The sequence below is a fragment of the Streptomyces gamaensis genome (genome assembly GCF_042656465.1).
Taxonomy (GTDB): domain Bacteria; phylum Actinomycetota; class Actinomycetes; order Streptomycetales; family Streptomycetaceae; genus Streptomyces; species Streptomyces gamaensis.
On the sequence record NZ_JBHSPB010000004.1, the window covers coordinates 225,199 to 249,887 of the forward strand.

A 24,689-nucleotide genomic window follows, 5' to 3' on the forward strand; every position below is an offset into this window, starting at 1 on the left:
CAGGAGCCGGGAACCCTCCCCGGAGGGGCCGGCGCTCCCGGGCCCCCGCCCGCAGCGGACGGCCCGGACCCGGCACGGCATCGCGCGGCGCCCGGGAAGCCTCCCGGAAGCGCGTTCGCAGGGCCCGGGGCTCCGCCCCGGAAGGCTCACGTCTCGCGTGTGCCCGCGTACATTTCCTCGATCAGGTCCTTGTACTCGCGCTCGACGACGGGCCGCTTGAGCTTCAGGCTCGGGGTGAGCTCGCCGTGTTCGACGTCCAGATCGCGCGGCAGCAGCCGGAACTTCTTGATCGTCTGCCAGCGCTGCAGGCCCTCGTTGAGCCGCCGCACATAGCCGTCGATCAGCTCCTCGGTCTCGCGCGCCGCGACCACCTCGGCGTAATCGTGCCCGCCCAGGCCGTGGTCGGCGGCCCACTTCAGGAGGGTGGGCTCGTCGAGGGCGATGAGCGCGGTGCAGTAGTTGCGGTCGGCGCCGTGCACCAGGATGTTGGAGACGAAGGGGCACACGGCCTTGAAGCGGCCCTCGATCTCGGCGGGCGCCACGTACTTGCCGCCGGAGGTCTTGATCAGATCCTTCTTGCGGTCGGTGATGCGCAGATAGCCGTCCGGGGACAGCTCGCCGATGTCGCCGGTGTGGAACCAGCCGTCGCTTTCGAGGACTTCGGCGGTCCGCTCGGGCTGCCCGTGGTAGCCGGCCATCACGCCGGGGCCGCGCAGCAGGACCTCGCCGTCGTCGGCGATGCGTACCTCGGTACCGGGCAGCGGCTTGCCGACGGTGCCGGTGCGGTAGGCGTCCAGGGGGTTGACGAAGCTGGCGGCGCTGGTCTCGGTGAGGCCGTAGCCCTCCAGGACGTGGATGCCGGCGCCGGCGAAGAAGTAGCCGATGTCGGGGGCGAGCGCGGAGGCCCCGGAGACGCAGGCGCGCAGCCGCCCGCCGAACGCCTCGCGGATCCTGGCGTAGACGAGCGCGTCGGCGACGCGGTGCTTGGCGGCGAGGGTGAAGGGGACGGCGGTGCTGCCGGTGCGGCGGAAGTTGTCCTGCGAGGTCCTCGCGTACTCGCGGGCGACGCCCGCCGCCCACTGGAAGATCCGGTACTTGGCGGCGCCGCCCTCGCGCGCCCGGGCCGCGACCCCGTTGTAGACCTTCTCGAAGATGCGGGGCACGGCGGCCATGTACGTGGGCCGTACAACGGGCAGGTTGGTGACGATCCTGTCGACCCGGCCGTCGACGGCGCACACATGCCCCGTACCGATCTGACTGACAGTCAACACCTTGCCGAAGACGTGCGCGAGGGGCAGCCACAGGTACTGCACATCGCTCGGGCGCACCAGCCCGGTCGTGGAGACGGCCCGGGCCATGTACGACCAGCAGTCGTGCGGCAGCCGGACGCCCTTGGGGCGCCCGGTCGTTCCCGAGGTGTAGATCAGGGTCGCCAACTGCTCGGCGCGCAGGGCCTTGACGCGCTCGCGTACGACGTCGGGGTCGCGGCGCAGCTCCTCGGCGCCGCGCCGCTCCAGCTCGGCGAGCGAGAGCACCCAGCCCTCGGGGTCGCCCTCGGCGGGGGCCGCGCCGTCCTCGTCGATCACCACGACGTGTGCGAGGCCGGGCAGTTCGGCGCGGAACTGACGGGCCTTGGCGAGCTGCCCGGCGTCCTCGGCGATGAGTACCCGGCTGTCGGAGTCGGCGAGGATGTAGGCCGTCTCCTCGGCGTTGGTGCTGGGGTAGACGGTGGTCGTGGCCGCGCCGGAACACAGCACGGCGAGGTCCGCGAGGATCCACTCGACCCGGGTCGAGGAGGCCAGCGCGACCCGTTCCTCGGGGCGCACGCCGAGCCCGACGAGCCCCGCCGCGATGGCGAAGACGCGGTCGGCGGCGGCGCGCCAGGTGAGCGAGGCCCAGCCGTCCGGTCCGCTGCCGGAGGCGGGGGGAACCGGATAGCGGTACGCCTCCGCGTCGGGTGTCGCCTCCACCCGGTCGAGGAAGATCGTCGCCACGGAGGGCGGCCGGTTCTCGATCAAAGCCTGTGTCTCGGTCACGGCGTCCTCCGGGGCCGGCTCGTTACTGGTGACTCGCGAGTAACCTTGGGGCAACGATCAGCCTAAGGCGCCCGGGGCCGCCGCGTAAGGGGCCCGTATGCGCCGCCCGTTCCCGAGAGGGTACGCGTGAGCGCCCGCCCCCGGCACGGGGATGGGCGCTCACGGCCGTACAACGGGCCCGCGACGGGCGGGCCTTGGGGGACGGAGCCGGGGTTGCCGGCGTCTCCGGCGGCATCCCCGGCAGGGGGCTACTTCTTGCCCTTCTCGCCGCCCTCGTCGCTGGAGAGCACCGCGATGAACGCCTCCTGCGGCACCTCCACGCTGCCGACCATCTTCATCCGCTTCTTGCCTTCCTTCTGCTTCTCCAGCAGCTTGCGCTTACGGGAGATGTCGCCGCCGTAGCACTTGGCGAGGACGTCCTTGCGGATGGCGCGGACCGTCTCACGGGCGATGACCCGCGAGCCGATGGCGGCCTGGATCGGCACCTCGAAGTTCTGCCGGGGGATGAGCTCCCGGAGCTTGGCGACGAGCCGCACGCCGTACGCGTACGCCTTGTCCTTGTGCGTGATCGCGGAGAACGCGTCGACCTTGTCGCCGTGCAGCAGGATGTCGACCTTGACCAGGTCGGAGATCTGCTCGCCGGTGGGCTCGTAGTCCAGCGAGGCGTAGCCGCGGGTCTTGGACTTCAGCTGGTCGAAGAAGTCGAAGACGACCTCGGCGAGCGGCAGCGTGTAGCGGATCTCGACACGGTCCTCAGAGAGGTAGTCCATGCCGAGCAGGACACCGCGCCGGGTCTGGCACAGCTCCATGATCGCGCCGATGAACTCGCTGGGGGCCAGGATCGTGGCCCGTACGACCGGCTCGTGCACCTCGGCGATCTTGCCGGTGGGGAACTCGCTGGGGTTGGTGACCTCGCACTCGCTGCCGTCCTCCATGATCACGCGGTAGATCACGTTCGGGGCAGTGGCGATCAGGTCGAGGCCGAACTCGCGCTCCAGGCGCTCGCGGATGACCTCCAGGTGCAGCAGCCCGAGGAAGCCCACGCGGAAACCGAAGCCGAGGGCCGCGGAGGTCTCCGGCTCGTAGACCAGCGCGGCGTCGTTGAGCTGCAGCTTGTCCAGGGCCTCGCGCAGCTCCGGGTAGTCGGAGCCGTCCAGCGGGTACAGGCCCGAGAACACCATCGGCTTGGGGTCCTTGTAGCCGCCGAGCGCCTCGGTGGCACCGCCCTGGAACTGGGTGATGGTGTCACCGACCTTGGACTGGCGGACGTCCTTCACACCCGTGATCAGATAGCCCACCTCACCGACGGACAGGCCGTCGGCCGGCAGCATCTCGGGCGAGTTCGTGCCGATCTCCAGCAGCTCGTGGGCCGCGCCGGTGGACATCATCTTGATGCGCTCGCGCTTGTTCAGCGTGCCGTCGACGACCTTGACGTAGGTGACGACGCCCCGGTAGGCGTCGTAGACCGAGTCGAAGATCATCGCGCGGGCGGGGGCGTCCTTGACGCCCACCGGGGCCGGTACGTCGCGCACGACGCGGTCGAGCAGCTCGGGCACGCCGACGCCGGTCTTGGCGGAGACCTTCAGGACGTCCTCCGGCGCGCAGCCGACGAGGTTCGCGAGCTCGGCGGCGAACTTCTCCGGCTGGGCGGCAGGCAGGTCGATCTTGTTGAGGACCGGGATGATCGTGAGGTCGTTCTCCATCGCCAGGTAGAGGTTGGCGAGAGTCTGGGCCTCGATGCCCTGCGCGGCGTCGACGAGGAGGATGCAGCCCTCGCACGCGGCGAGGGAGCGGGAGACCTCGTAGGTGAAGTCGACGTGGCCCGGGGTGTCGATCATGTTGAGGATATGAGTCGTCCCCGACTCGTCCTCGCTCGGCGCCCAGGGCAGACGGACCGCCTGGGACTTGATCGTGATGCCGCGCTCGCGCTCGATGTCCATCCGGTCGAGGTACTGCGCGCGCATCTGCCGCTGGTCGACCACGCCGGTCAGCTGGAGCATCCGGTCGGCGAGCGTCGACTTGCCATGGTCGATGTGCGCGATGATGCAGAAGTTACGGATCAGAGCCGGGTCGGTACGGCTCGGCTCGGGCACGTTGGTAGGGGTCGCGGGCACGCAGGATCCATTCGGTGACTTCGGCGTTGGTACGCCAGTCTCGGCGGGAGTCGGGTATACGACGCCTCCCATCGTCCCATGAGCGGCGCCGGTCGTCCGGTTTGGGAGGGCACGAGGCCTGCTGGTAGCCTGGACCACTGTGCCTGGCGTGCCCTCTCACACGCGCGGGCGCTTTACGAACTCCAACGAACCTGAAAAGGCTCTTTTCGTGGCGAACATCAAGTCCCAGATCAAGCGGAACAAGACCAACGAGAAGGCGCGCCTGCGCAACAAGGCCGTCAAGTCCTCGGTCAAGACCGCCATCCGCTCGGCCCGTGAGGCCATCGCCTCCGGCGACACCGAGAAGGCCGTCGCCGCCGTCCGCCTGGCCGGCAAGAAGCTGGACAAGGCCGCGAGCAAGGGCGTCATCCACCAGAACGCCGCCGCCAACAAGAAGTCGGCGCTGGCCAAGCTGGTCGCCGCCAAGTAAGGCGGCCCCGCCGGGGTGCGAGCCCCGGCCCTCCGAAGGGCGCGAGCTCTTCGGAACCCACCGGTACGGACCCCAGCGGACCCCTCTCTCAGCCGCTCCGTCCCGGCCCCCCGTGCCGCACGCGGTCGTTCGCCACGCGGGTGCGGCAGGAGCCTGACGGCTCACTGAACGATCACGAGGCCCCGTGCCCGCCCTTTCCCCGGGCGGGCGCGGGGCCTTTGTGCGTTTCCGGTCTCTGTGCGTTCCGGGACTCTGTGCGTTCGAGGGCCGGCGCCGGGGCGGGGCCCCGGGCGGCGGACTCATCTGCCGCTGCGGGCCGCCCGCGCCACCGCCACCACGGCCTTCTCCAGGGCGTACTCGGGGTCGTCGCCCCCGCCCTTGACCCCGGCGTCCGCCTCGGCGACCGCCCGCAGCGCCGTCGCGACCCCGTCCGCCGACCAGCCGCGCATCTGCTGCCGCACCCGGTCGATCTTCCACGGCGGCATCCCCAGCTCCCGGGCCAGATCCCCCGGCCGGGCCCCCCGCGGCGCGGAGGCGAGCTTGCCGATGGAGCGCACCCCCTGCGCGAGGGCACTGGTGATCAGCACGGGCGCGACGCCCGTCGCCAGCGCCCACCGCAGCGCCTCCAGGGCCTCGGCCGCCCGGCCCTCGACCGCCCGGTCGGCGACGGTGAAACTCGACGCCTCGGCGCGGCCGGTGTAGTAGCGCCCGACGACGGCCTCGTCGATGGTGCCCTCGACATCGGCGGCGAGCTGCGCGCACGCGCTCGCCAGCTCGCGCAGGTCGCTGCCGATCGCGTCCACCAGCGCCTGGCAGGCCTCGGGGGTCGCGGAGCGGCCCAGGCCGCGGAACTCGGCGCGGACGAACGCGAGCCGGTCGGCGGGCTTGGTCATCTTCGGGCAGGCGACCTCGCGGGCCCCCGCCTTGCGGGCCGCGTCCAGCAGGCCCTTGCCCTTGGCCCCGCCGGCGTGCAGCAGCACCAGCGTGATCTCCTCGGCGGGCGCCGCGAGATAGCTCTTGACGTCCTTGATCGTGTCCGCCGACAGATCCTGCGCGTTGCGCACGACCACGACCTTGCGCTCGGCGAACAGCGAGGGGCTGGTCAGCTCGGCGAGCGTGCCGGGCTGGAGGGCGTCGGGCGTGAGCTCACGCACATCGGTGTCCGCGTCGGCGGCACGGGCGGCCGTCACCACCTCGCGCACGGCACGGTCCAGCAGGAGATCCTCCTGGCCCACGGCGAGCGTGACGGGGGCGAGGGGGTCGTCGGTTGCAGTCTTCCTGGCCATCGCGTCCAGCATCCCACGCGGCACCGACACCCCCCGTCGCGGCCGTTCGCCCGTATCGCACAATGAGCGTGTGAGCAGCACTCCTTCCTCTTCCTCGGCTTCATCCTCCTCGGCTTCGCCGTCCCCTTCGTCTGCTTCGTCTGCCCGGGAGCCTCTCTCCGAGCGGCTGTTGCTGGTGCTCCCCGACCGGGAGGCCGCCGAGGAGGCCGCCGACGAGGCGGTCCGGCGCTTCGGCCTCGACGAGGAGCCGCAGATCGTCCGGGAGGCCCTGGCGGGCGAGGACGACGCCGAGGACGCGCAGTGGCTGGTGGTCCTGGAGGACCCCGACGGCGAACTGGACCGGGCGGCGCTGCGCGAGCTGGCCGACGAGTACGAGGGCTGGCTGGAGACCGAGTGACCCGGCGGCGGCCGGCCGTGACGGCCGCCGCCGCTCCCGTCACCGCGACCGGGCCGTCGGTGTCGGTGCGCAGGACGGCCGCGCCGCCCGCCCGGAGCGCGGCGAGCGTCCGGGGCGAGGGGTGCCGGTACGGATTGCCCGCGCCCACCGACACGACGGCCAGCCGCGGGCGGAGCCGGCGCAGCAACTGCGGGTCCTGGTGGGCGGAACCGTGGTGGGCGACCTTGAGCACGTCGACGGGCGGCAGCCCGGGGCGGGCCGTCGACAGGGCCTGCTGGGCGGGCGGTTCGAGGTCCCCGAGCAGCAGCAGGGTCAGCCGGCCGCTGTGGACGAGCAGGGTGACGCTGGCGTCGTTGGGGCCGTCCTCCGCCGCCGGGGACGTGCCCGCCGGCGGCGGCCACAGCACCTCCCAGGACAGCCCGCCCAGACGCCGCCGCTCCCCCGGCGCGGCCGCCGTCACCGGCACCCGCGCGTGCCGCGCCGTCGCGCGGACGAACGCGGCCTGCCCCTCCGGCCGCTCGAACGACGTCGTCTCGATCGCCCCGACCGCCCGGCCCCGCAGCACCCCGGGCAGCCCGTCGACGTGATCGGCGTGGAAATGCGTCAGCACGACGAGCGGCACCCGCTCGACCCCGAGGACACGCAGGCACCGGTCGACGGCCCTCGGCTCGGGACCCGCGTCCACGACGACGGCCGTGCCCTCCCCCGCCGCGAGGACGAGGGCGTCCCCCTGCCCCACGTCGCACGCGACGAAGCGCCAGTCCGGCGGCGGCCAGCCGGTCACGAACCGCGTCAGCGGAACCGGCCGCAGCACCGCCAGCAGCAGGAGCAGCGCGCAGACCGCGCACGCCCAGGGCCGTCGCAGCAGCCGGGGCGCGGCGAGCACGGCCGCCCCGGTGGCCGCGGCGAGCAGCAGGGCGCCGGGCAGGCCGCCCGGCCAGCCGAGCTCCGCGCCGGGCAGGCCGGCACCCGTACGGGCCACGGCGGCGGCCCAGGACGTGGGCCAACCCGCGAGCCAGGCCAGGCACTTCGCGAGCGGCATCGCGAGCGGGGCGACGACGAGCGCCGCGAAACCGAGGACCGTGGCGGGCGCCACCGCCGCCTCCGCCAGCAGATTGCACGGCACGGCCACCAGGCTGACCCGCGCCGACAGCGCGACGATCACCGGTGCGCACACGGCCTGCGCGGCGGCCGTCGCCGCGAGGGCCTCCGCGAGGCGCGGCGGCACCCCCTGGCGCCGCAGGGCGTCGCCCCAGCCGGGCGCGACCGTCAGCAGGGCGCCAGTGGCCAGAACGGACAGCAGGAAGCCGTAACTGCGGGCCAGCCACGGGTCGTAGAGCACCAGCAGCAGGACGGCGGCCGCGAGTGCGGGCAGCAGACTGCGGCGCCGGCCCGTGCCGAGCGCGAGCAGCGTGATCAGACCGCAGGCGGCCGCCCGCAGCACGCTGGGGTCCGGCCGGCACACCACGACGAAGACCAGCACGAGCCCCGCCCCGAGCACCGACGTCAGCCGCAGCGGGATCCCCAACCGGGCGGCGAGCCCCCGGCGTTCGGCCCGTGCCGCGAGGTGGGGCGGGCCGATGAGCACGGCGATCAGGATGGCGAGGTTGCCGCCCGAGACGGCCAGCAGGTGCGTCAGATCCGTGGCCCGGAAGGCGGCTTCGAGGTCGGGCGGGACGCGGGAGGTGTCCCCGACGACGAGCCCCGGGAGCAGCGCGCGGGCATCCGGCGCGAGCCCGTCCGAGGCGCGCCGCAGTCCCGCCCGGAGCCGGGCCGCGAGGCGCTGTACGGCATCGGGTCCCTCGATGACGCGCGGCGGCCCGTGGTCGGCCACGCGCACGACGGCGGCGATACGGTCGCCCTCCCGCTGGGGCGGGGCGAGCCGGCCCGTCACCCGCAGGCGTGTGGACGGCAGCAGCCCCAGCCAGGAGGGGTGCGCGATCAGCAGCACCGGCGTCCGGACCGCGACCGCGCCCGTGGGGGTGAGGACCTCGGTGGCCTCGGCCTCCACCACGACGACGGGCTCCGCGCGGGCCGCTCCGCGCACCCGTGGCCGGGCGGCCCGTGGATCCCCGCTGACCGTCACCTCCACGGTGGCGACCCCGGACCGCCGGGCCAGCCCGGGCAGCGGCCCCCGGCGCCCGTCGGCGGCCCGCAGCGCGGCGGCACTCGCCCCGGCCACGGCACACAGCAGCACGGCGGCGACCGCGACGACGGCCCCCGGATACCGGGAGAAGAGCGCCCTCCGGGGGCGCGGGGCCGGGCCGACCGCACCGGCTGACGGCAGGGAGCCCACGGCCGCGCAGCCCACGGGAGCCGCCGCACCGCCCGTGGCCCCGGAACCCGGTGCGGCGACTCCCCTGTCGGCGCCCGAGGGCGCGGCAGTCACAGCCGGGCGGCCGCCCGGGCACGCTGCGCCCGTGCCCCCGCGAACTCCCGTGGCCGCGCCCGGCACGGCAACTCCCCCGCCGACACCCGCAGTCACAGCCGGGCGGCCCACCGACACCCCCGCACCCCCGTCCCCACAGCCACCCGCCACCACGCCCGGTGCGTGCCGGCGCGACCGGTGGAGCAGCAGCAGCGCCGCGAGCGTCCCCGTGGTCACGGCGACGGCCACCGTGCCGGCAGCCGCGTCCAGGGCCCAGGCCGCTGCGGCCCAGGCCGCGCACGCGGGGACGGCCAGTCGCAGGTCGTGCGGGGTGGCACGGCCCGCTCCCGGGCCCTCCCGGGGCGGGGCGGGGCTCCCGGGGCGTCGCGCCTCCTTGCCTCGGCTCATGGCTGGACCAGGGGGCGGAGTTCGGCGAAGCGGCGGGCGCCGATGCCGTGGACCTGGCGGAGCTCGTCCACGGAGCGGAAACCGCCGTGCTGTGTGCGGTAGTCGAGGATGTGCTGGGCGAGCGCGGGGCCCACCCCCGGCAGGGCGTCCAACTGTTCCAGCGTCGCCGTGTTGAGACTCACCGGGCCGCCGGGGCGGGCAGCCGCGCCGGACGCGCCGGGAACTGCCGGTGCCGCGCCCGCCCCTCCCGGCGCCCCGGCCGACCCCGCACCCGGCGGCGGGGTGACGCCCACCACGATCTGCTCGCCGTCGGCGAGGACCCTCGCCCGGTTGAGGCCGGTCACGTCCGTCCCCGGCCCGGGGCCGCCCGCGGCGGCGAGCGCGTCGGCGACCCGCGAACCGGCGGGCAGCCGCTGGATCCCCGGCTGCCGCACCTTCCCGGCCACGTCCACGACGACCGTCCCGCCCGTGCGCGCCGCCCCGGCAGCCGGCCCGGCCCCCGTCGCACCCGCCGCCGGCCCTCCCCCGGCCGACGGCGCCGCCGTCGGCGCGACGGCCGCCGCGGGCGTCTCCCGGTCCGGTTCCGGCACGGCCTGCGGGCGGCCCGTCCAGAAGTGGTGGACGGCGAAGGCGCACGCGGCGGCCAGGACGACGCACAGCGCCATGAGGGTCTTCGGCTCGATGCCGCACCGCAGTTGCACCCACACCGGCAGCCGCTCCCACACGGCGAGCCGCCAACCCGGCCCCCGACGGACGCCGTTGGATCCCTTCCCCGGCCCGCCGGGCGGGTCCGCACCGCCCCGCACCGGCCATGTCCCGCCGACGCGGGCGTCGTTGACGCCTTCCGATGGCTCGCGGACCCCGGCGGCCACGGGGCCTTCCCGGCCCCAGCCGCCCGAGGGAGTGCCATGTGCCAGCGACCCCGGCGCGGTCGGCGCAGCCCCCGCGAAGAGCGCCGCCGCACGGTCCCGCGTCCCGAACCCGCCGTCCCCGGCGGGATGTTCGAGCGCGGCAGTGTCCATGGCGGCGCCGGCGCCCGCCCCCGTACCCGTGTTCGCGTGATCGGTCATGCCCCGACCGTAGGGGTATCCGCCCGATCCCGCTGAGACGCCCCGATTTCCGTGGAAAACCCGGCAGTTGTGGAAAACCCCGCCACCCGGACGGGTGAGATCCGGCCGGAACAGCCGCGCCGGACCGAGTGCCCCCGCCGCCCCGCCTACCTCGGCGAGACCACCACGCCCACCAGCCCCGGCCCCGTGTGCGCCCCGATCACCGCACCGACCTCGCTGACATGCAACTCCGCCAGCCCCGGCACCCGTTCCCGCAGGTGCTCCGCGAGCGCCTCGGCGCGCTCGGGGGCGGCCAGGTGGTGGACGGCGACGTCGACGGAGGCGGCACCGGCCCGCTCCACGGCGAGCTCCTCAAGGCGGGCGATGGCCTTCGACGCCGTACGGACCTTCTCCCGCAACTCGATGCGCCCGCCGTCCAGTTGGAGCAGGGGCTTGACCGCGAGCGCCGACCCCAGCAGGGCCTGGGCCGCGCCGATGCGGCCGCCCCGGCGCAGATAGTCGAGGGTGTCGACGTAGAAGTACGCGGCCGTGCTCTGCGCGCGCTTCTCGGCGGCCGCGACGGCCTCGTCGAGGGTGCCGCCGGCCTCCGCGACCCCGGCGGCGGCCAGCGCGCAGAAGCCCAGGGCCATGGCCACCATGCCGCTGTCCACGACCCGTACCGGCACCGGCGCCTCGCGGGCCGCGAGGAGGGCCGCGTCGTAGGTGCCGGAGAACTCGGCCGACAGATGGAGCGAGACGATGCCCTGCGCCCCGGACTCGGCCGCCGCCCGGTAGGCGGCCGCGAAGACCTCGGGGCCGGGCCGCGAGGTGGTCACCGGCCTGCGCTTCTGCAGGGCCTGGGCGACCGAGCGGGCCGAGACGCCGGTGCCCTCCTCCAGCGCCTCCTCGCCGAGCACGACCGTCAGCGGGACGACGCTGATCCGGTGCCGCCTGCTCGTCTGCTCCGGCAGATAGGCCGTGGAATCGGTGACGACAGCGACGTGGCGGGACATGCTCGGGAGATTACCCGCCGGTGCCTCCTCGCGGCAGAGCGGCCCCCGTGCGCGTGATCGTGCGCCCGGAGCGCCGGACAGCGCGGCCCGGCATCGGGTAGAGACCTTCGGGCCTTCAGAACCCGGGCCCTCAGCCCGTGCCCTCCGGGCGGCGCGTCTTCTGCCAGGAGTAGCCGGGCTGCCGCCAGGGCTCGCGCCCGGTGATCGCGCGCGGCTCCGGGCCCTGCCCGGCCGCCGGTCCGGCGCCGGGCGCGCCCGCCCCGGCCGGGCCCCCGGCGGCACCTCCCGCCGCGCTCCCGGCGGCCGGATCGGGGGCCGCCACGGGCTCGTCCGGCTCCTTGGTCCAGTGGCGCAGCGCACCCGCCTCCATGCGAATCTGGTCGCCCAGCGACTGCAGATCGTCGTCGGCGAAGCGCCGGGCCCGGTCCTGCGCGGCCCAGCGCAGCTCCTCCGCCGAGCTCCTGATCTGCTCCGTGCGCTCGCGCAGCTCCGCGAGGCGGGCAGCGAGCCGTTCCTTGTTCGGCTCGGTCTCCAGGCGCCTGAGGTCGTCGTCGAGCTCGTGGCCGTGCTCGCTGAGCCGCTCGAAGAGGGCCAGGGCCTCGGAGAGCGAGGGGTCCTCGGGGGCGGCGCCGCGCAGGGCCTCCTGGGTGGCGCGCATCGTGGTGCGCAGGGACAGCCGCAGCTGGGCGACCTCCCCGGCCGGGCCGGGCTGCGCGTAGGTGCGGGCCTTGAGCCGGGTGTCCTCGACGGTGCGGCGGGCCTGGGTGACCGTACGGTCCACACCGCGCTTGACGGCCCGTACCGTCTTGACGGTGGCGAACACCCCGAGCGCCACCAGGGCCGCGAAGATCAGTGCGACGATCACGGCCACGGCTTCCATGGGTGCTCCTCGGCAGGCTCGACGGACGGCGGGTCGACCAGGCGGACCTCTGTGTGGCGGAGCCCGGCTCCCGCACGCCCCGGCTCCGCTGGTGCTGTCTCCACGGTAACGGGGCCGGGCAGGCCGCGGGTTCCGGAAGAACCCGCAACCTGCCCGGAGAGACCGTGCCCCGCCCCGTAGGGGATGCCCTGATGCCGCCTCGGCGGCATCAGCTCACACCCCCGCCGCGTGCGTCACGCGGGAACGATGTTCACCAGCTTCGGCGCGCGCACGATGACCTTGCGGATACCGGCGCCGCCCAGGGCGGCGACGACCGCCGGGTCGGCCAGCGCGGTGCGCTCCAGCTCCTCCTCGGAGATCGACGGGGCGACCTCCAGGCGGGCCCGGACCTTGCCCTTGATCTGGACGACGCAGGTGACGCTCTCGTCGACCAGGTAGGCGGGGTCGGCCACGGGGAAGTCCTGGTGGACGACCGAGCCGGTGTGCCCCAGGCGCCGCCACAGCTCCTCGGCGATGTGCGGGGCCAGCGGCGCCACCAGCAGCACCAGCCGCTCGGCGGCCCAGCGCGGCACCTCGCGCTGCTTGGTCACGTAGTTGTTCAGCTCGGTGAACTTGGCGATGGCGGTGTTGAAGCGCAGGTTCGCCATGTCCTGGCCCATGCCGTCGACGGCCTTGTGCACGGCGCGCAGCATCGCCTCGTCGGGCTCGGTGTCGACGACCGTGACCTCGCCGGTGGCTTCGTCGACGACGTTGCGCCACAGGCGCTGCAGCAGCCGGTACTGGCCCACGACGGCACGCGTGTCCCAGGGGCGGGAGACGTCCAGCGGGCCCATCGCCATCTCGTACAGGCGCAGGGTGTCGGCCCCGTACTCGGCGCAGATCTCGTCCGGAGTGACGGCGTTCTTCAGGGACTTGCCCATCTTGCCCAGCAGCCGGCTGACCTTGCCGCCCTCGTAGTAGAAGGCGCCGCCGTCGCGCTCCTCGACCTCGGCGGCCGGTACGGCGATGCCCCGCGCGTCACGGTAGACGTACGCCTGGATCATGCCCTGGTTGAACAGCTTGTGGAACGGCTCCGCCGAGGAGATGTGCCCCAGGTCGAAGAGCATCTTCGACCAGAAGCGGGCGTACAGCAGGTGCAGCACGGCATGCTCGGCGCCGCCGACATACAGGTCGACGCCGCCCAGCGGCTGTCCCTCGCGCGGGCCCATCCAGTAGCGCTCGGCGTCGGGGGCGACCAGCTGCTCGCTGTTGTGCGGGTCCAGGTAGCGCAGCTCGTACCAGCACGAACCGGCCCAGTTGGGCATGGTGTTGGTCTCGCGGCGGTAGCGCTTGGGGCCGTCGCCCAGGTCCAGCTCGACGTCGACCCAGTCCTCGTTGCGGGACAGCGGGGTCTCCGGGGAGGTGTCCGCGTCGTCCGGGTCGAAGGTGCGCGGGGAGTAGTCGTCGACCTCGGGCAGCTCCAGCGGCAGCATCGACTCGGGCAGCGCGTGGGCGACGCCGTCCTCGTCGTAGACGATCGGGAAGGGCTCGCCCCAGTAGCGCTGGCGGCTGAACAGCCAGTCGCGCAGCCGGTAGTTGACGGTGCCCTCGCCGATGCCCTGCTCGGTGATCCAGGCGATCGCCGTGCGCTTGGCCTCGGCGACGTCCATGCCGTTGAGGTCCAGCTTGTCGTTGGCGGAGTTGATGGCCGGGCCCTGGCCGGTGTAGGCCTCGCCCTCCCAGCCCTCCGGCGGCGCGACGGTACGCACGACCGGCAGCTCGAAAGCGGTCGCGAACTCCCAGTCCCGCTCGTCCTGTCCGGGCACCGCCATGATCGCGCCGGTGCCGTAGCCCATCAGCACGTAGTCGGCGACGAAGACGGGGATCTCCTCGCCGGTGACCGGGTTGACGGCGTACGCGCCGGTGAAGACGCCGGTCTTGTCCTTGCCCTCGGTCTGCCGCTCGACGTCGGTCTTGGCCTCCGCCTGCTTGCGGTAGGCGGCGACGGCGTCGGCCGGGGTACGGGCACCGCCGGTCCAGGCGTCCTTGGTGCCCTGCGGCCACTCGGCGGGCACGATCGCGTCGACCAGTTCGTGCTCGGGGGCCAGCACCATGTAGGTGGCGCCGAAGACGGTGTCGGGGCGGGTGGTGAAGACGGTGATCTTCTCGTCGCGGCCGGCGGCCACGAAGTCGAGGCGGGCGCCCTCGCTGCGGCCGATCCAGTTGCGCTGCTGCAGCTTGATGGCCTCGGGCCAGTCCAGCGGTTCCAGGTCCTCCAGCAGGCGGTCCGCGTAGGCGGTGATGCGCATGTTCCACTGGCGCAGCTTGGCCTTGAAGACGGGGAAGTTGCCGCGCTCGGAACGGCCGTCGGCGGTGACCTCCTCGTTGGCCAGGACGGTGCCCAGGCCGGGGCACCAGTTGACGGGCGCGTCGGAGGCGTACGCCAGGCGGTACTCGCCCAGGACGTCGGCGCGCTCACGGGCGGTCAGCCCGCTCCAGGCCCGGCCGCCGGGGACCTCGCGCTCGCCGCGCTCGAACTGCTCGACCAGCTCGCCGATCGGGCGGGCCTTCCTCGCCTCGGGGTCGTACCAGGCGTTGAAGATCTGCAGGAAGATCCACTGGGTCCACTTGTAGTAGTCCGGGTCGATCGTGGCGAAGGACCGGCGCTTGTCGTGGCCCAGACCCAGCCGGCGCAGCTGGGCCTTCATGTTCTCCATGTTGGCCTCGGTGGAGACCCGCGGGTGCGTGCCGGTCTGCACGGCGTACTGCTCGGCGGGCAGGCCGAAGGCGTCGAAGCCCAGGGTGTGCAGGACGTTGTGGCCCGTCATGCGGTGGTAGCGCGCGTAGACGTCGGTGGCGATGTAGCCCAGCGGGTGGCCGACGTGCAGGCCCGCACCGGAGGGGTACGGGAACATGTCCATGATGAACTTCTTGGGCCGGGCGACGGTCTCCGGGTCGCCGGCCAGCTCACCGCTCGGGTTGGGGGCGTCGTAGGTGCCCTCCGCGTCCCAGACGTCCTGCCAGCGTGCCTCGATGTCGGCGGCCAGCGCGGCCGTGTAGCGGTGCGGGGCAGCCGCCTCGGCGGCGGTGGTGGTCTCGCTCATCGTCCTCAAAGCTCCAGATCGTCGTCTCTGCCTGCGGGTGCCGTATTCCGTGAAATGTTCAGGAAATGAAAAATCCCCTCGCACAGGAGGGGACGCCGCGCCGATTCCGACCGGCTGGGCCGGTCGGCACTGATCAGCGCGGCCCGCTAAGCAGAAGGCGTACGGCACGCATAGAGGTCAGGTTACCGCAGGGGCCGAAGGGCCCGCACCGGCGCTGCCGCCCCGGTGCGGGCCGCGCGGTCAGTTCCGCTGACCGGGCACGTAGGAGGTCACGTAGGTGTCGGCCGGGCTGCCGACGCCGGTGACGTTGTCGTAGCCGACGGTCGCCGACAGGGACAGGTCGCCGCCCATGCTGCGCAGCGAGGTCACCGTGCCGCCGGAGGCGTCGACGTGGTTGACGTAGTCCACGCGCGCGACGGCGGGGGTGCGACCCTTGCCCAGCGGGTGGTCGGTCACGTCGTGGTAGGCGGGGGTGCCGTAGCGGTCGTAGATGGCCGGGTTGGCGAAGCCGATCGGCACACCGTGGCGGGCCTGCTGCGCGAGCGCCTGCACACCGGCGATGACCGGGGCGGCGAGCGAGGTGCCGCCGATGCGGTACTCGTCGTACTTCACGCTGCCGTCGGGGAACGTCTGGGTCTGGCCGACCAGGAAGCCCGTGCTGGAGTCGGCGACGGCCGCGATGTCGGGCTCGACGCGCATCGGGGCGCTGGTGCCGTTCGCCTTGGCGAGCGTGTCGGGGACGACGCCGCGCTGGTAGAAGGGCTGCGGGTGCAGGGTGCTGGTGCCGCCGCCGGCGCCGCCGGTGAAGGCGCCCGGCAGGCCGTCCCAGCTGTGGCCGTCCTTCGACAGCGGCGCCGAGTGCGTGCCCCAGCCGGTCTCCCACAAGTACTTGTCGCCCTTGCCGACGGCCAGCGAGGTGCCGCCGACGGAGGTCACCCAGGGAGAGTTCGCGGGGGTGTCGACCTGCTTGACGCCGGTCTTGACCGTGTTGTCGCCGTCGTCGCCGGAGGAGAAGTAGAAGCCGATGCCCTCGACGGCGCCGGTCTGGAAGACCTGGTCGTAGGCGGCGGCCACGTCCGGGCTCTCGTGGGTCTCGATGTCGCCCCAGGAGTTGGAGACGATGTCGGCCATCCGGTTGTCCACGATCTTGTGCAGGGCGTCGATCAGGTCGTCGTCCTGGCAGGAGGCGCCGGCCACGTAGACGATGTCGGCGTCCGGGGCGACCCCGTGCAGGGCCTCGACGTCCAGGGTCTGCTCGCCGTACCAGCCGGACGCGTTGCACTCGGCGGTGCGGTTGTAGTCGGCGGGCAGCACCTGCGTGTACTGGCCCTTGCGGTACGCCTTGTCGCCGTTGCGCTTCGCGTACTGCTCGATGTCGCCGGTGATCGTCGGCGAGGCGAACGCGTCGGTGATGGCGACGGTGACGTTCTTGCCAGTGAAGTTCTTCGCGCCGTAGACGGCGCGCAGTTGCTTGCCGGTGTAGCCCTTGATGGCGTACGAGGGGTGCGAACCGTAGGCGGACGGCAGGCTGTTGTCGGTGGTGGAGCCGAAGTACGTCGAGAACGGGCCCGCGTTGCGGAAGGCCTTGTCCGGTCCCGGCAGGGTCTCGTTGTGCCTGGCCAGACGGGGCGCGTTGTTCAGGCCGACGACGGTCAGGACGGCGCCGTCGAGGGAGGCGGGGACGGACGCCGTGGTCGACGGCGCGTGGTAGGTCCTGCCGTCCTTGGTGTAGTTGTGCAGCTCCGTACCGAACGCCTTCTTGGCCGCCGCCGCGTCACCGCTCACCGTGACGTAGTGCTGGTTCTTGCCGGTCACCGTCAGGCCGGAGGACTTCAGCCAGTCGGTGACCTTGGCTATCTGGGCCTCGGTCGCGCCGAAACGATCCTGCGCCTGGTGTGCGGTCAAGTACTTGCCGTACGACGGGGACTTCGGGTCGGAGACGGCCTGCGCGTAGGCCGCGAGGCCCTTGGCGTCCCGGCCGGCGAGATAGACCCGTGCGGTCACCTCGTCCGCGCCGTCGACGCGGCCGCGGTCGGCGGTGCCGGTCGCCCACGCGGGCTTGGTGCCGGCCAGGGCCTGCCGGCCGTGCGGGCCGGAGTCCGCGCCGGCGGCGGGCACGCCGAACGCGAGCGCCCCGGCGACCAGCGGCAGCGACGCCGCCAGGGCCAGCGCGGCACGCGCTCTGGAGCTGCTTGATCTCAATGGAACCCCCTGCATGCGAACGGTCGCGTGCGGCGGATGTGCCTCTCCGGCGCGGGCGCCGGCCGCAGCACGCACACAACGCGGTCACTCTGTCGATGAACCGTTCATCCATGGGGCATGCGTTCGCCAAGAAGAGGCAAAAGGGTGTCCGGTGAGGGCAGCTCAAATCCCGTTTGTTACGGGCGGATTGACGAACGACGTCCGACGGCCGGGGCGAACGGACCTGCCGGGCGGGGCGGTTCGTGACCGGAGCGGCCGGCCTCCGGGGAGTCCTCGGCCCTGCCGCGGGCCTGCGAGGCGGCCCGGGTCCGCAGGGCGTGCCCGTGGGCGGCGGCCACGGCGCGCGGCCGAACGCGGGCGGCGGCCGCCCGGCAGCCCCCACGCCGCCCTGGCGGCCCCTGACGGACCCCAGGAGGGCGCAGACCCGGCCGCACGCGTACCGAGCGGCGGCCGCGGGCGCGGCGCAGCGGGTGCACCGCCGGTCGTCGAGGTCACGCCGGAACGACAGAGCGGGCCGTCCGTTTCCGGACGACCCGCTCATCTTCTGTGGAGCTAAGGAGAATTGAACTCCTGACCTCCTGCATGCCATGCAGGCGCTCTACCAACTGAGCTATAGCCCCTTGTTCTGTTTTCGCTTTTCCGTCTCTCCGGGCTCCCCCGGCGACACCCAGAACTTTACACGGTCACCCCCCTCACCTGCCAAATCGATACCCGCAGCTCATACGACAAGGCCCACAAGAACGGACAAAACGGTATAAGCTCGCCCGTCGTGACAGTCCGCCGCAGCACCGTGGCCGCCGCCACGGGGTGTCTGGTCTCCTACGGCCTCTTCCTCCTCGCCCAGCGCGCCTGCCACGTCACCTCCGTCGACCTGTTCGTCTACCGCGCCGAGGGCCTGGCCGTACGCGCCGGGGACGACCTCTACGCGCTGCGTGCCACGCCCTCGCGCCTGCCCACCACCTATCCGCCCTTCGCGGCGCTGCTGTTCACCGCGCTCACTCCGCCCGGCCCGGCGCTGCTGCGCGTACTGGCCGACGCGGCCAACCTCGTGCTGCTGCTCGTCGTCGTCCACCTCTCCCTGCGGCTCGCCGGCCGCCGCCCCCGCGCGGCCGTGACGCTCGCCGGGGGCGCCCTGTGCGTGTGGTGCGAGCCGGTGTGGAAGACGCTCGGCAACGGCCAGGTCAACCTCGCGCTCCTGGCACTCGTGCTGTGGGACCTCACCCGCCCGGCGGGACACCGCTGGGCCGGACTCGGCACCGGGCTCGCGGCAGGCGTCAAGCTCACGCCCGCGCTGTTCGTGGTCCACTTCGCGGCCGTGGGCCTCACCCGCCGCTCCGGAGCCCCGTGGCTGCGGCAGGCCGCCGTCGCCACGGCGACGTTCGCGACGACGGTCCTGCTCGGCGCGATCGCCCTGCCGCACGACACGCGGACCTTCTGGACCACCGCCCTGTACGACACCGGGCGGGTGGGCCGCGCCGAGGACGCCGGCAACCAGTCGCTGCGCGGCGTTCTCGCGCGGCTTCTGCACACCGGCGACCCCGGCCCGTGGTGGGCGCTCTGCGCCGCCCTGACGGCCGTGTCCGGCATCGCCGTAGCCGCCCTGGCGCACCACCGCGGCCCGCCGCGCACCGCCCGCGCCCGGGGCGCCCTGTGCTGCGCGGCGACCGCCCTGCTCGTCAGCCCCGTCTCCTGGTCGCACCACTGGGTGTGGTGCGTGCCCGCCGGGGTGCTGTGCGCCGGTGAGGCGGCGGCCCGCCGCAGCGGCGCCCGGTGGGCCGCCACCGCTGCGGCGGGCGCGGTGTTCTGCTCGTACACGCTGTGGACGGTCCCGCACCACGGGCAGGCCCGCCCCGAACTCCACCACAGCGGCGGCCAGATGCTGCTGTGCGCGGGCTATCCGGCCGCCGCCGCGCTCTTCTTGACACTGACCGCCGTGCACGCGGCACGCGGCACGGGCCGCTACGGCGTCAGTGGCCGCCGTGCCGCCCGCCGCCGCTCCCGTGATGGAACGCCATCACCTCGGGCGGCATCACGACGAACGGCCGCATCATCCCCATGTCCTCGTGCTCCAGCAGATGGCAGTGGAACATGAACCGGCCCTTCCCGCCGTGGAACCGGCCGATCACGTTCACCATCTGCCCGGCGGGCACCTGGATCACGTCCTTCCAGCCGGCGTCGCTGTCGGAGACCGGGGCCTGGCCGGTGGACACGAGCGGGGCACGCGTACCGCCCAGCGCGCTGTCGAACGAGCTGCCCGCGCCCGCCGGATACAGCTCCCGCCCCAGCACCTGGAAGTCCATCAGGTGGATGTGCATCGGGTGTGTCGGCCCGCCCAGGTTGAGGAAGCTCCACTGCTCCCAGGCGTCGTGCTCGGCCATGAAGCCCAGCGCGTCGTCGAAGGAGCTCGCGCCCCTGACGTACGTACGCACCGTGCCGTCGGCGCCCTGCAACTGCACGACGCCCTCGGACGGCACCTTCACCTGCCCCGGGTCCACCCGGTGCATCTCCCACATCCCCGGGTGGAGGTTTCCTGCGGTGCCCGGCGGGACGAGCGCGACGAGCCGGTGCCCGTGCTCGGGCGCCGTCTCGTGCGTAATCCGCCGGAACGAGCCGGAGACGACCTCGGGCAGCACGAACGGATCGCGCACCGGCTCCTCGTCCACCCGGAACTGCATCACCTGCGGATACCGCACGCCCTGAGCGGAGTTGACCAGCCGCAGCCGCCGCCCGCGCAGCCTGCCGAAGTCGACCAGCAGGTCCATGCGCTCGGCCGGGGCCACGGGCAGCGGGGCGTCCAGCGGCACCGGACGCGGCAGCAGCCCGCCGTCCGTACCGATCTGCCACACCGCGCCGCGCACCGGCTCGCCGCTGTCCTCGTCCGTCAACTGCAGCTCGAAGATACGGGCGTTGGAGGCGTTGAGCAGCCGGAGGCGGTACCAGCGGGCGGCCACGTCCAGGTAGGGCCAGACGACGCCGTTGACGAGCGTGTACGGGCCCGAGAACGCCTTGGTGACGTTGTTGCCCTGCGCGTCCTTGGCGACGATCTCGGTCTTGTGCAGCAGCCGTCCCGAGAGCAGGCCGTCCGGGTCCGTGTCGAGGTTGCGGTCCTGCACGACGAGCGGGATCTCGAACTCGCCGGACGGCAGCCGCAGCGCGTCCTCCTCGTCGTCGCGCAGCAGATACATCCCCGCGAGGCCCGTGTGGACGTTGAAGCGGGTGATGTCCATGGCGTGGTCGTGGTACCACCAGGCCGTCGCGCGGTGGTCGTTGGGATATTCGGCGAGCTGGCTGTCGCCCGGCGAGACGGCGTTCTCCGCCCAGCCGTCGTTGCCGCCGCCGGTCCGGGCGCCGTGCAGGTGCGTGACCGTCCAGGGCGGCAGGGCGGCCACCGCGGCGAGCGGTTCGGCGCCGCTGCGGCCCGGGACGTCGCTGGGTGCCGGCTCGCCCTGGCGGGGCTGCGCCTCGACCGCCGTGACCGGGTAGCCGCCGGTGAGGCGGTTGGTCCAGGACACGCGCAGCCGCTGCCCCCGCCGGACCTCCAGGGTCGGCCCCGGGAAGTGGCCCGCGTACGTCCACACGCGCGTGGGCGGCAGTTCCGAGTGCAGCCGGGCCCAGGTGGCGGACAGCTCGATCTCGATGCCCTGGAGGGCCTCCTGCGCGTCAGGCCGCAGCACCGGCGGCACGCGCAGGGCGTCGATGAACGGTGTGAGTCCGGCAGCGGTTTCACGCAAGCCGGCAGGACTGATCGCTGTTTCGGTCACAGAGTGACTCCCCCGTGTGCTCCCCCGTGCCGCCGGCCGTTTCCGGCGGCAGCTCTCACGGTGCAGGACGCGCCCAACGGCGCGCAGGGTTGCCCCAGTTGCGCAGAAACACGGAATCAGGCGCTGGCGAAGGAGTAGAAGCGCTTGAGCGCGCAGTGCTCGTCGAGGAGCCGCCCGTAGATGGGCTCGCCCTCCAGCTCGCGATAGGTCTCGATGGGGTCGCCTTTTATGATCAGCGCCCGTGCGCACTCGACGCACCAGTACTGGTAGTCGGCATTGACCGGTTCCAGGTCGCGGACGATCGGGGTGCCGCTGCCGCACCAGTCGCACTTCCGGCTGTGTGCCCCCACCCGGTCTCCCCTTCGGCCGTCCGCACCCGGTCGCCCGATTCTGCCACGTGATCAAGGAGGTACAGCAAACGATCCCGTCTCCTCATACCCGGGAGACGGGATCGTTTTCCGCTGTGGAGCTAAGGAGAATTGAACTCCTGACCTCCTGCATGCCATGCAGGCGCTCTACCAACTGAGCTATAGCCCCGCTGTTCCCGGCTCCCCGGAGGCTTCCCTCCGCGTTCCCCGCGAACAAGAAGAACTTTAGCCTGTGAGCTGCCCAGAAGTGAAATCCGGGGCGGACGCCCGGCCCGCGGCCGCCGGACGCCCGGCCGCGGACGGTCTCAGACGTCGTCGCCGAGGACGGGCTGGGGCAGCGTGCCGGCGTTGTGCTCCAGCAGCCGCCAGCCGCGTGCGCCCTGGCCCAGGACCGACCAGCAGCAGTTGGTCAGGCCGCCGAGCGCCTCCCAGGAACGGGGCTCCAGGCCGAGCAGCCGGCCGATGGTGGTGCGGATCGTGCCGCCGTGGCTGACCACGACGAGCGTGCCGTCCTGCGGCAGCTTCGCGACGTGGTCCAGCACCACCGGTGCCGCCCGGTCGGCGACCTCGGTCTCCAGCTCGCCGCCGCCGCGCCGGACGGGCTCACCGCGCTTCCACGCCCGGTACTCGTCGCCGTAGAGGCCGAGGATCTCCTCGTGGGTCAGCCCCTGCCAGCGGCCCGCGTACGTCTCGCGCAGCCCGGCGTCGGTGACCACGTCGAGGCCCGTGAGCGCGGACAGTTCGGCGGCCGTCGCCCGGGCCCGCCGGAGGTCGGAGGCGACTATCGCGTCGGGCTTGAGGGCGGCCAGCAGCCGGGCGGCGCGGCGCGCCTGCGCGACGCCGGCCTCCGTCAGCTCGATGTCCGTGGAGCCCTGGAAGCGGCGCTCCAGGTTCCACGCGGTCTGCCCGTGGCGCCACAGCACGACGCGGCGGCCACGGCCGCTCCGGTCGCCGTTCAGCGCGGCTCACCCTCGGCGCCGTCGAGGCCCTCCGCCGCGCGCTCCCGGGCGTGCTCCTCGCCCTTGCCGCGGGTGGCCACCGCGTCGGCGGGCAGGGCGATCTCCGGGCAGTCCTTCCACAGCCGCTCCAGGGCGTAGTAGACGCGCTCCTCGCTGTGCTGCACGTGGATCACGATGTCGACGTAGTCCAGCAGCACCCAGCGGGCGTCGCGGTCGCCCTCGCGGCGGACCGGCTTGGCGCCCAGGTCCTTCAGCAGCCGCTCCTCGATCTCGTCGACGATCGACTTGACCTGGCGGTCACTGGGGGCCGAGGCCAGCAGGAAGGCGTCGGTGATCGACAGCACGTCGCTGACGTCGTACGCGATGATGTCGTGCGCGAGCTTGTCTGCGGCCGCCTGGGCGGCGGCCTTGATGAGCTCGATGGAGCGGTCCGTGGCGGTCACAAGCCATGCTTTCGGTCAAGAGGGTCAGTACCGCATCAAGGGTCTCACGACCGCCGTGACGCCCTCCCGGGCATTTCGCCCCATCCCTTGTGGTCCTCAGCTCTTGTAGTCCTCAGCTCTTGTAGTCCTTGCCCAGCACGACCACGACATCGGCGTTCGCGGCCCCTGCCGCCTTCTTCACCGCCCCGTCCGGCAGGCCGAGCGTCTTGGCGACCTCCTTGGCCTGGGCCTCGCGCTTGTCGTCCGCGTACGTCACGGAGGAGGCCGCCTCGGCCGAGCCCGCCGTGCCGCCGTCGACGACGGTGTAGCCGCTGTTGACGAGCGCGATCTGCGCGGCGCCGGAGGCGTTCTTGCCGCCTGTGGCGTTCTTCACGCTGACGCGGGGCGTGGCACCGGGCGGGGTGTTCTTCACCGTGCCGCCGAGGATCCCCTTGACCACGCTGTCGGTCGCCTGCGGGGCGAGCGTGCCGTCGGGCTGCACGGGCAGCACCGCGGTGTCGTAGGCGCCCTTCTGCGCCAGGGCCGCGAGCTGGGCCAGGGAGGCGCCGAGCTGTTCCACGGACAGCGAGGGGTCGGGGATCTGGGCGAGGTTCTCCATGGTGCGGGTCGCGGTGGCGCCGTCCGTGGAGAGTTTCTTCAGCACGGCCTGCATGACCTGGCCGAAGCGGGCCAGCTGCTTGCCGGGGTCCTCCCCGGAGGCCCGGTAGGTGGCGTAGGCGACGGCCGCCTGCCCGTTGAGGGCCTGGGCGCGGCCCTGCCGCACGCGCGGGGCGTCGCCGGACTTCGCTCCCGGCACCTCGGCGTCGGTGTCCACGGAGATGCCGCCGACCAGCTCGACGAGGTTCTCCAGGTACGGGGTGTCCAGCCGCCAGCTGCCCTTGATGTCGGCGCCGAGGAGGGCACCGAGGGCGTCGCGGGTGGCGCCGGTGCCGGCGTCCTGCACGGACTTGGCGAGCGTGGTGGAGCCGCCGTCCTTGGCGACGGACAGCGAGTTGGGCAGCAGGACGGTGGTGCCCTTCCCGGCGGTCTCGTTGTCGACGAGCAGGGCCGTGGAGGAGCCGCCTCCGTCGGTCTCCCGCAGGTGGACGACGATCACGTCGCGCTTCTGCCCGGTGACCGCGGTCTTCTTCTTGCCGCTGCCGGAGTCCGCGAACCACAGGTAGGCCGCGACCCCGCCCAGGACGAGGACGAGGGCCACGACGAGGGCGACGACGCGGTTGCGGCCCTTGCGCTTGCGTTCGTCGCGCCGCTCGGTGCGGCTCTCGCTGAACTTCAGCCAGTCGATGACGTCTTCGGAGGAGTCGTCCGGCTCCTCGATGAAGGAGAACTGCTCGGTGCGGTAGTCGGGGGCCGCGCCCTGCGGCTGCCCCCCGGCGGACGGCTGCCGGCCGGCCCGCTGCTCCCCGTGCTGCCCGGTGTGCTCCTCGTGCGGGGGCGGGCCGGGCTGCGGGGGGATCCACTCCTGCGTCCCCTGCCCGCTCGCGGCGGCGTCCCCTACGGGCTGCGCCGCGTACGGGTCGTACTGCTGCTGCGTGCCGAACCCGTATGCGTCGTAGCCCGCGTGCGGTTGTACGGACTGCTGCTGTACGGACTGCTGTTGTACAGGCTCCTGCTGTGCGGGCTGTACGGGCGGTACAGGCTGCACGGGCTGCCCGTACTGGTCGTACACGCGCTCCGGGGCGTCCGGCCGGTACACCGGCTGCCCGTAGGCGTCGTAGCCGTACACCTGCGGCTGCTGCGGGGGCATCCCCTGGGCGTAGGGGGAGTACGGGTCCTGCCCGTACGGGTCCTGTCGGTCGTTCACCAGTGCCCCTCGAAGTGCCTTGTGCGGGGTGCCCTGTGCGGCGCCGGCC

At 73.2% G+C, this 24,689-nt stretch carries 15 protein-coding genes, 2 tRNA genes and 2 pseudogenes; 3 read left to right on the forward strand and 16 right to left on the reverse strand.

Annotated features, from left to right (window positions below):
* Positions 1 to 146 precede the first annotated feature (146 nt).
* The gene (locus ACFP1Z_RS08370) at positions 147 to 2,036 is read right to left on the reverse strand and encodes an AMP-dependent synthetase/ligase (RefSeq protein ID WP_390315285.1); all 1,890 of its coding nucleotides are present in this window, start codon (positions 2,034 to 2,036) and stop codon (positions 147 to 149) included.
* A gap of 248 nt (positions 2,037 to 2,284) precedes the next feature.
* Entirely contained in the window at positions 2,285 to 4,150 is a 1,866-nt protein-coding gene (gene lepA / locus ACFP1Z_RS08375) for a translation elongation factor 4 (RefSeq protein WP_390315286.1), read from the reverse strand.
* Between the two features lie 208 nt (positions 4,151 to 4,358).
* On the opposite strand from lepA, the gene rpsT reads away from it, so the two are divergent.
* Positions 4,359 to 4,619, forward strand: coding sequence for a 30S ribosomal protein S20 (rpsT, locus tag ACFP1Z_RS08380; protein WP_390315287.1), 261 nt, complete (start codon positions 4,359 to 4,361; stop codon positions 4,617 to 4,619).
* A 299-nt stretch (positions 4,620 to 4,918) separates the two neighbouring features.
* On the opposite strand, the gene holA is transcribed toward rpsT, so the two are convergent.
* On the reverse strand, positions 4,919 to 5,905 hold the full coding sequence (gene holA, locus ACFP1Z_RS08385; RefSeq protein ID WP_390315288.1) for a DNA polymerase III subunit delta: 987 nt from the start codon (positions 5,903 to 5,905) through the stop codon (positions 4,919 to 4,921).
* Between the two features lie 169 nt (positions 5,906 to 6,074).
* On the opposite strand from holA, the gene ACFP1Z_RS08390 reads away from it, so the two are divergent.
* Entirely contained in the window at positions 6,075 to 6,302 is a 228-nt protein-coding gene (locus ACFP1Z_RS08390; protein WP_390315527.1) for a hypothetical protein, read from the forward strand.
* A gap of 1 nt (position 6,303) precedes the next feature.
* On the opposite strand, the pseudogene ACFP1Z_RS08395 reads toward ACFP1Z_RS08390, so the two are convergent.
* The 7 genes and pseudogenes from ACFP1Z_RS08395 to ACFP1Z_RS08425 form a co-directional block, all read right to left on the reverse strand.
* Positions 6,304 to 9,078 (reverse strand): annotated as a pseudogene (locus ACFP1Z_RS08395) (ComEC/Rec2 family competence protein); the annotation flags it as partial.
* Positions 9,075 to 10,148, reverse strand: coding sequence for a ComEA family DNA-binding protein (locus tag ACFP1Z_RS08400; RefSeq protein WP_390315289.1), 1,074 nt, complete (start codon positions 10,146 to 10,148; stop codon positions 9,075 to 9,077). The pseudogene ACFP1Z_RS08395 and the gene ACFP1Z_RS08400, both read right to left, overlap by 4 nt.
* A 146-nt stretch (positions 10,149 to 10,294) precedes the next feature.
* On the reverse strand, positions 10,295 to 11,140 hold the full coding sequence (locus ACFP1Z_RS08405) for a DegV family protein (protein ID WP_390315290.1): 846 nt from the start codon (positions 11,138 to 11,140) through the stop codon (positions 10,295 to 10,297).
* Positions 11,141 to 11,270: 130 nt separating this feature from the next.
* Positions 11,271 to 12,020, reverse strand: coding sequence for a TraB/GumN family protein (locus ACFP1Z_RS08410; protein WP_390315291.1), 750 nt, complete (start codon positions 12,018 to 12,020; stop codon positions 11,271 to 11,273).
* A 233-nt stretch (positions 12,021 to 12,253) separates the two neighbouring features.
* Positions 12,254 to 15,103 carry a leucine--tRNA ligase gene (gene leuS, locus ACFP1Z_RS08415; protein ID WP_390315292.1) on the reverse strand — a complete coding sequence of 950 codons (2,850 nt, stop codon included), beginning with the start codon at positions 15,101 to 15,103 and terminating at the stop codon, positions 12,254 to 12,256.
* Positions 15,104 to 15,343: 240 nt separating this feature from the next.
* The gene (locus ACFP1Z_RS08420) at positions 15,344 to 17,320 is read right to left on the reverse strand and encodes a S53 family peptidase (RefSeq protein WP_390315529.1); all 1,977 of its coding nucleotides are present in this window, start codon (positions 17,318 to 17,320) and stop codon (positions 15,344 to 15,346) included.
* A gap of 532 nt (positions 17,321 to 17,852) precedes the next feature.
* A tRNA-Ala gene (locus ACFP1Z_RS08425) sits at positions 17,853 to 17,925 on the reverse strand.
* A 170-nt stretch (positions 17,926 to 18,095) separates the two neighbouring features.
* On the opposite strand from ACFP1Z_RS08425, the pseudogene ACFP1Z_RS08430 reads away from it, so the two are divergent.
* Positions 18,096 to 18,977 (forward strand): annotated as a pseudogene (locus ACFP1Z_RS08430) (glycosyltransferase 87 family protein); the annotation flags it as partial.
* A 295-nt stretch (positions 18,978 to 19,272) separates the two neighbouring features.
* On the opposite strand, the gene phsA reads toward ACFP1Z_RS08430, so the two are convergent.
* The 6 genes from phsA to ACFP1Z_RS08460 all read right to left on the reverse strand — a co-directional run bounded on the left by phsA (position 19,273) and on the right by ACFP1Z_RS08460 (position 24,640).
* Positions 19,273 to 21,036 carry an O-aminophenol oxidase PhsA gene (phsA, locus tag ACFP1Z_RS08435; protein ID WP_390315293.1) on the reverse strand — a complete coding sequence of 588 codons (1,764 nt, stop codon included), beginning with the start codon at positions 21,034 to 21,036 and terminating at the stop codon, positions 19,273 to 19,275.
* Positions 21,037 to 21,182: 146 nt separating this feature from the next.
* The gene (locus tag ACFP1Z_RS08440) at positions 21,183 to 21,416 is read right to left on the reverse strand and encodes a hypothetical protein (RefSeq protein WP_390315294.1); all 234 of its coding nucleotides are present in this window, start codon (positions 21,414 to 21,416) and stop codon (positions 21,183 to 21,185) included.
* A gap of 114 nt (positions 21,417 to 21,530) precedes the next feature.
* A tRNA-Ala gene (locus tag ACFP1Z_RS08445) sits at positions 21,531 to 21,603 on the reverse strand.
* 136 nt (positions 21,604 to 21,739) lie between these two features.
* Positions 21,740 to 22,393: a histidine phosphatase family protein gene (locus ACFP1Z_RS08450; protein WP_390315530.1), complete on the reverse strand. Its 654-nt coding sequence runs from the start codon at positions 22,391 to 22,393 to the stop codon at positions 21,740 to 21,742.
* Entirely contained in the window at positions 22,390 to 22,836 is a 447-nt protein-coding gene (rsfS, locus tag ACFP1Z_RS08455; protein ID WP_390315295.1) for a ribosome silencing factor, read from the reverse strand. Before rsfS ends, ACFP1Z_RS08450 begins: the two co-directional genes overlap by 4 nt.
* A gap of 112 nt (positions 22,837 to 22,948) precedes the next feature.
* Positions 22,949 to 24,640: an LCP family protein gene (locus ACFP1Z_RS08460; protein ID WP_390315296.1), complete on the reverse strand. Its 1,692-nt coding sequence runs from the start codon at positions 24,638 to 24,640 to the stop codon at positions 22,949 to 22,951.
* Between the last annotated feature and the right edge of the window lie 49 nt (positions 24,641 to 24,689).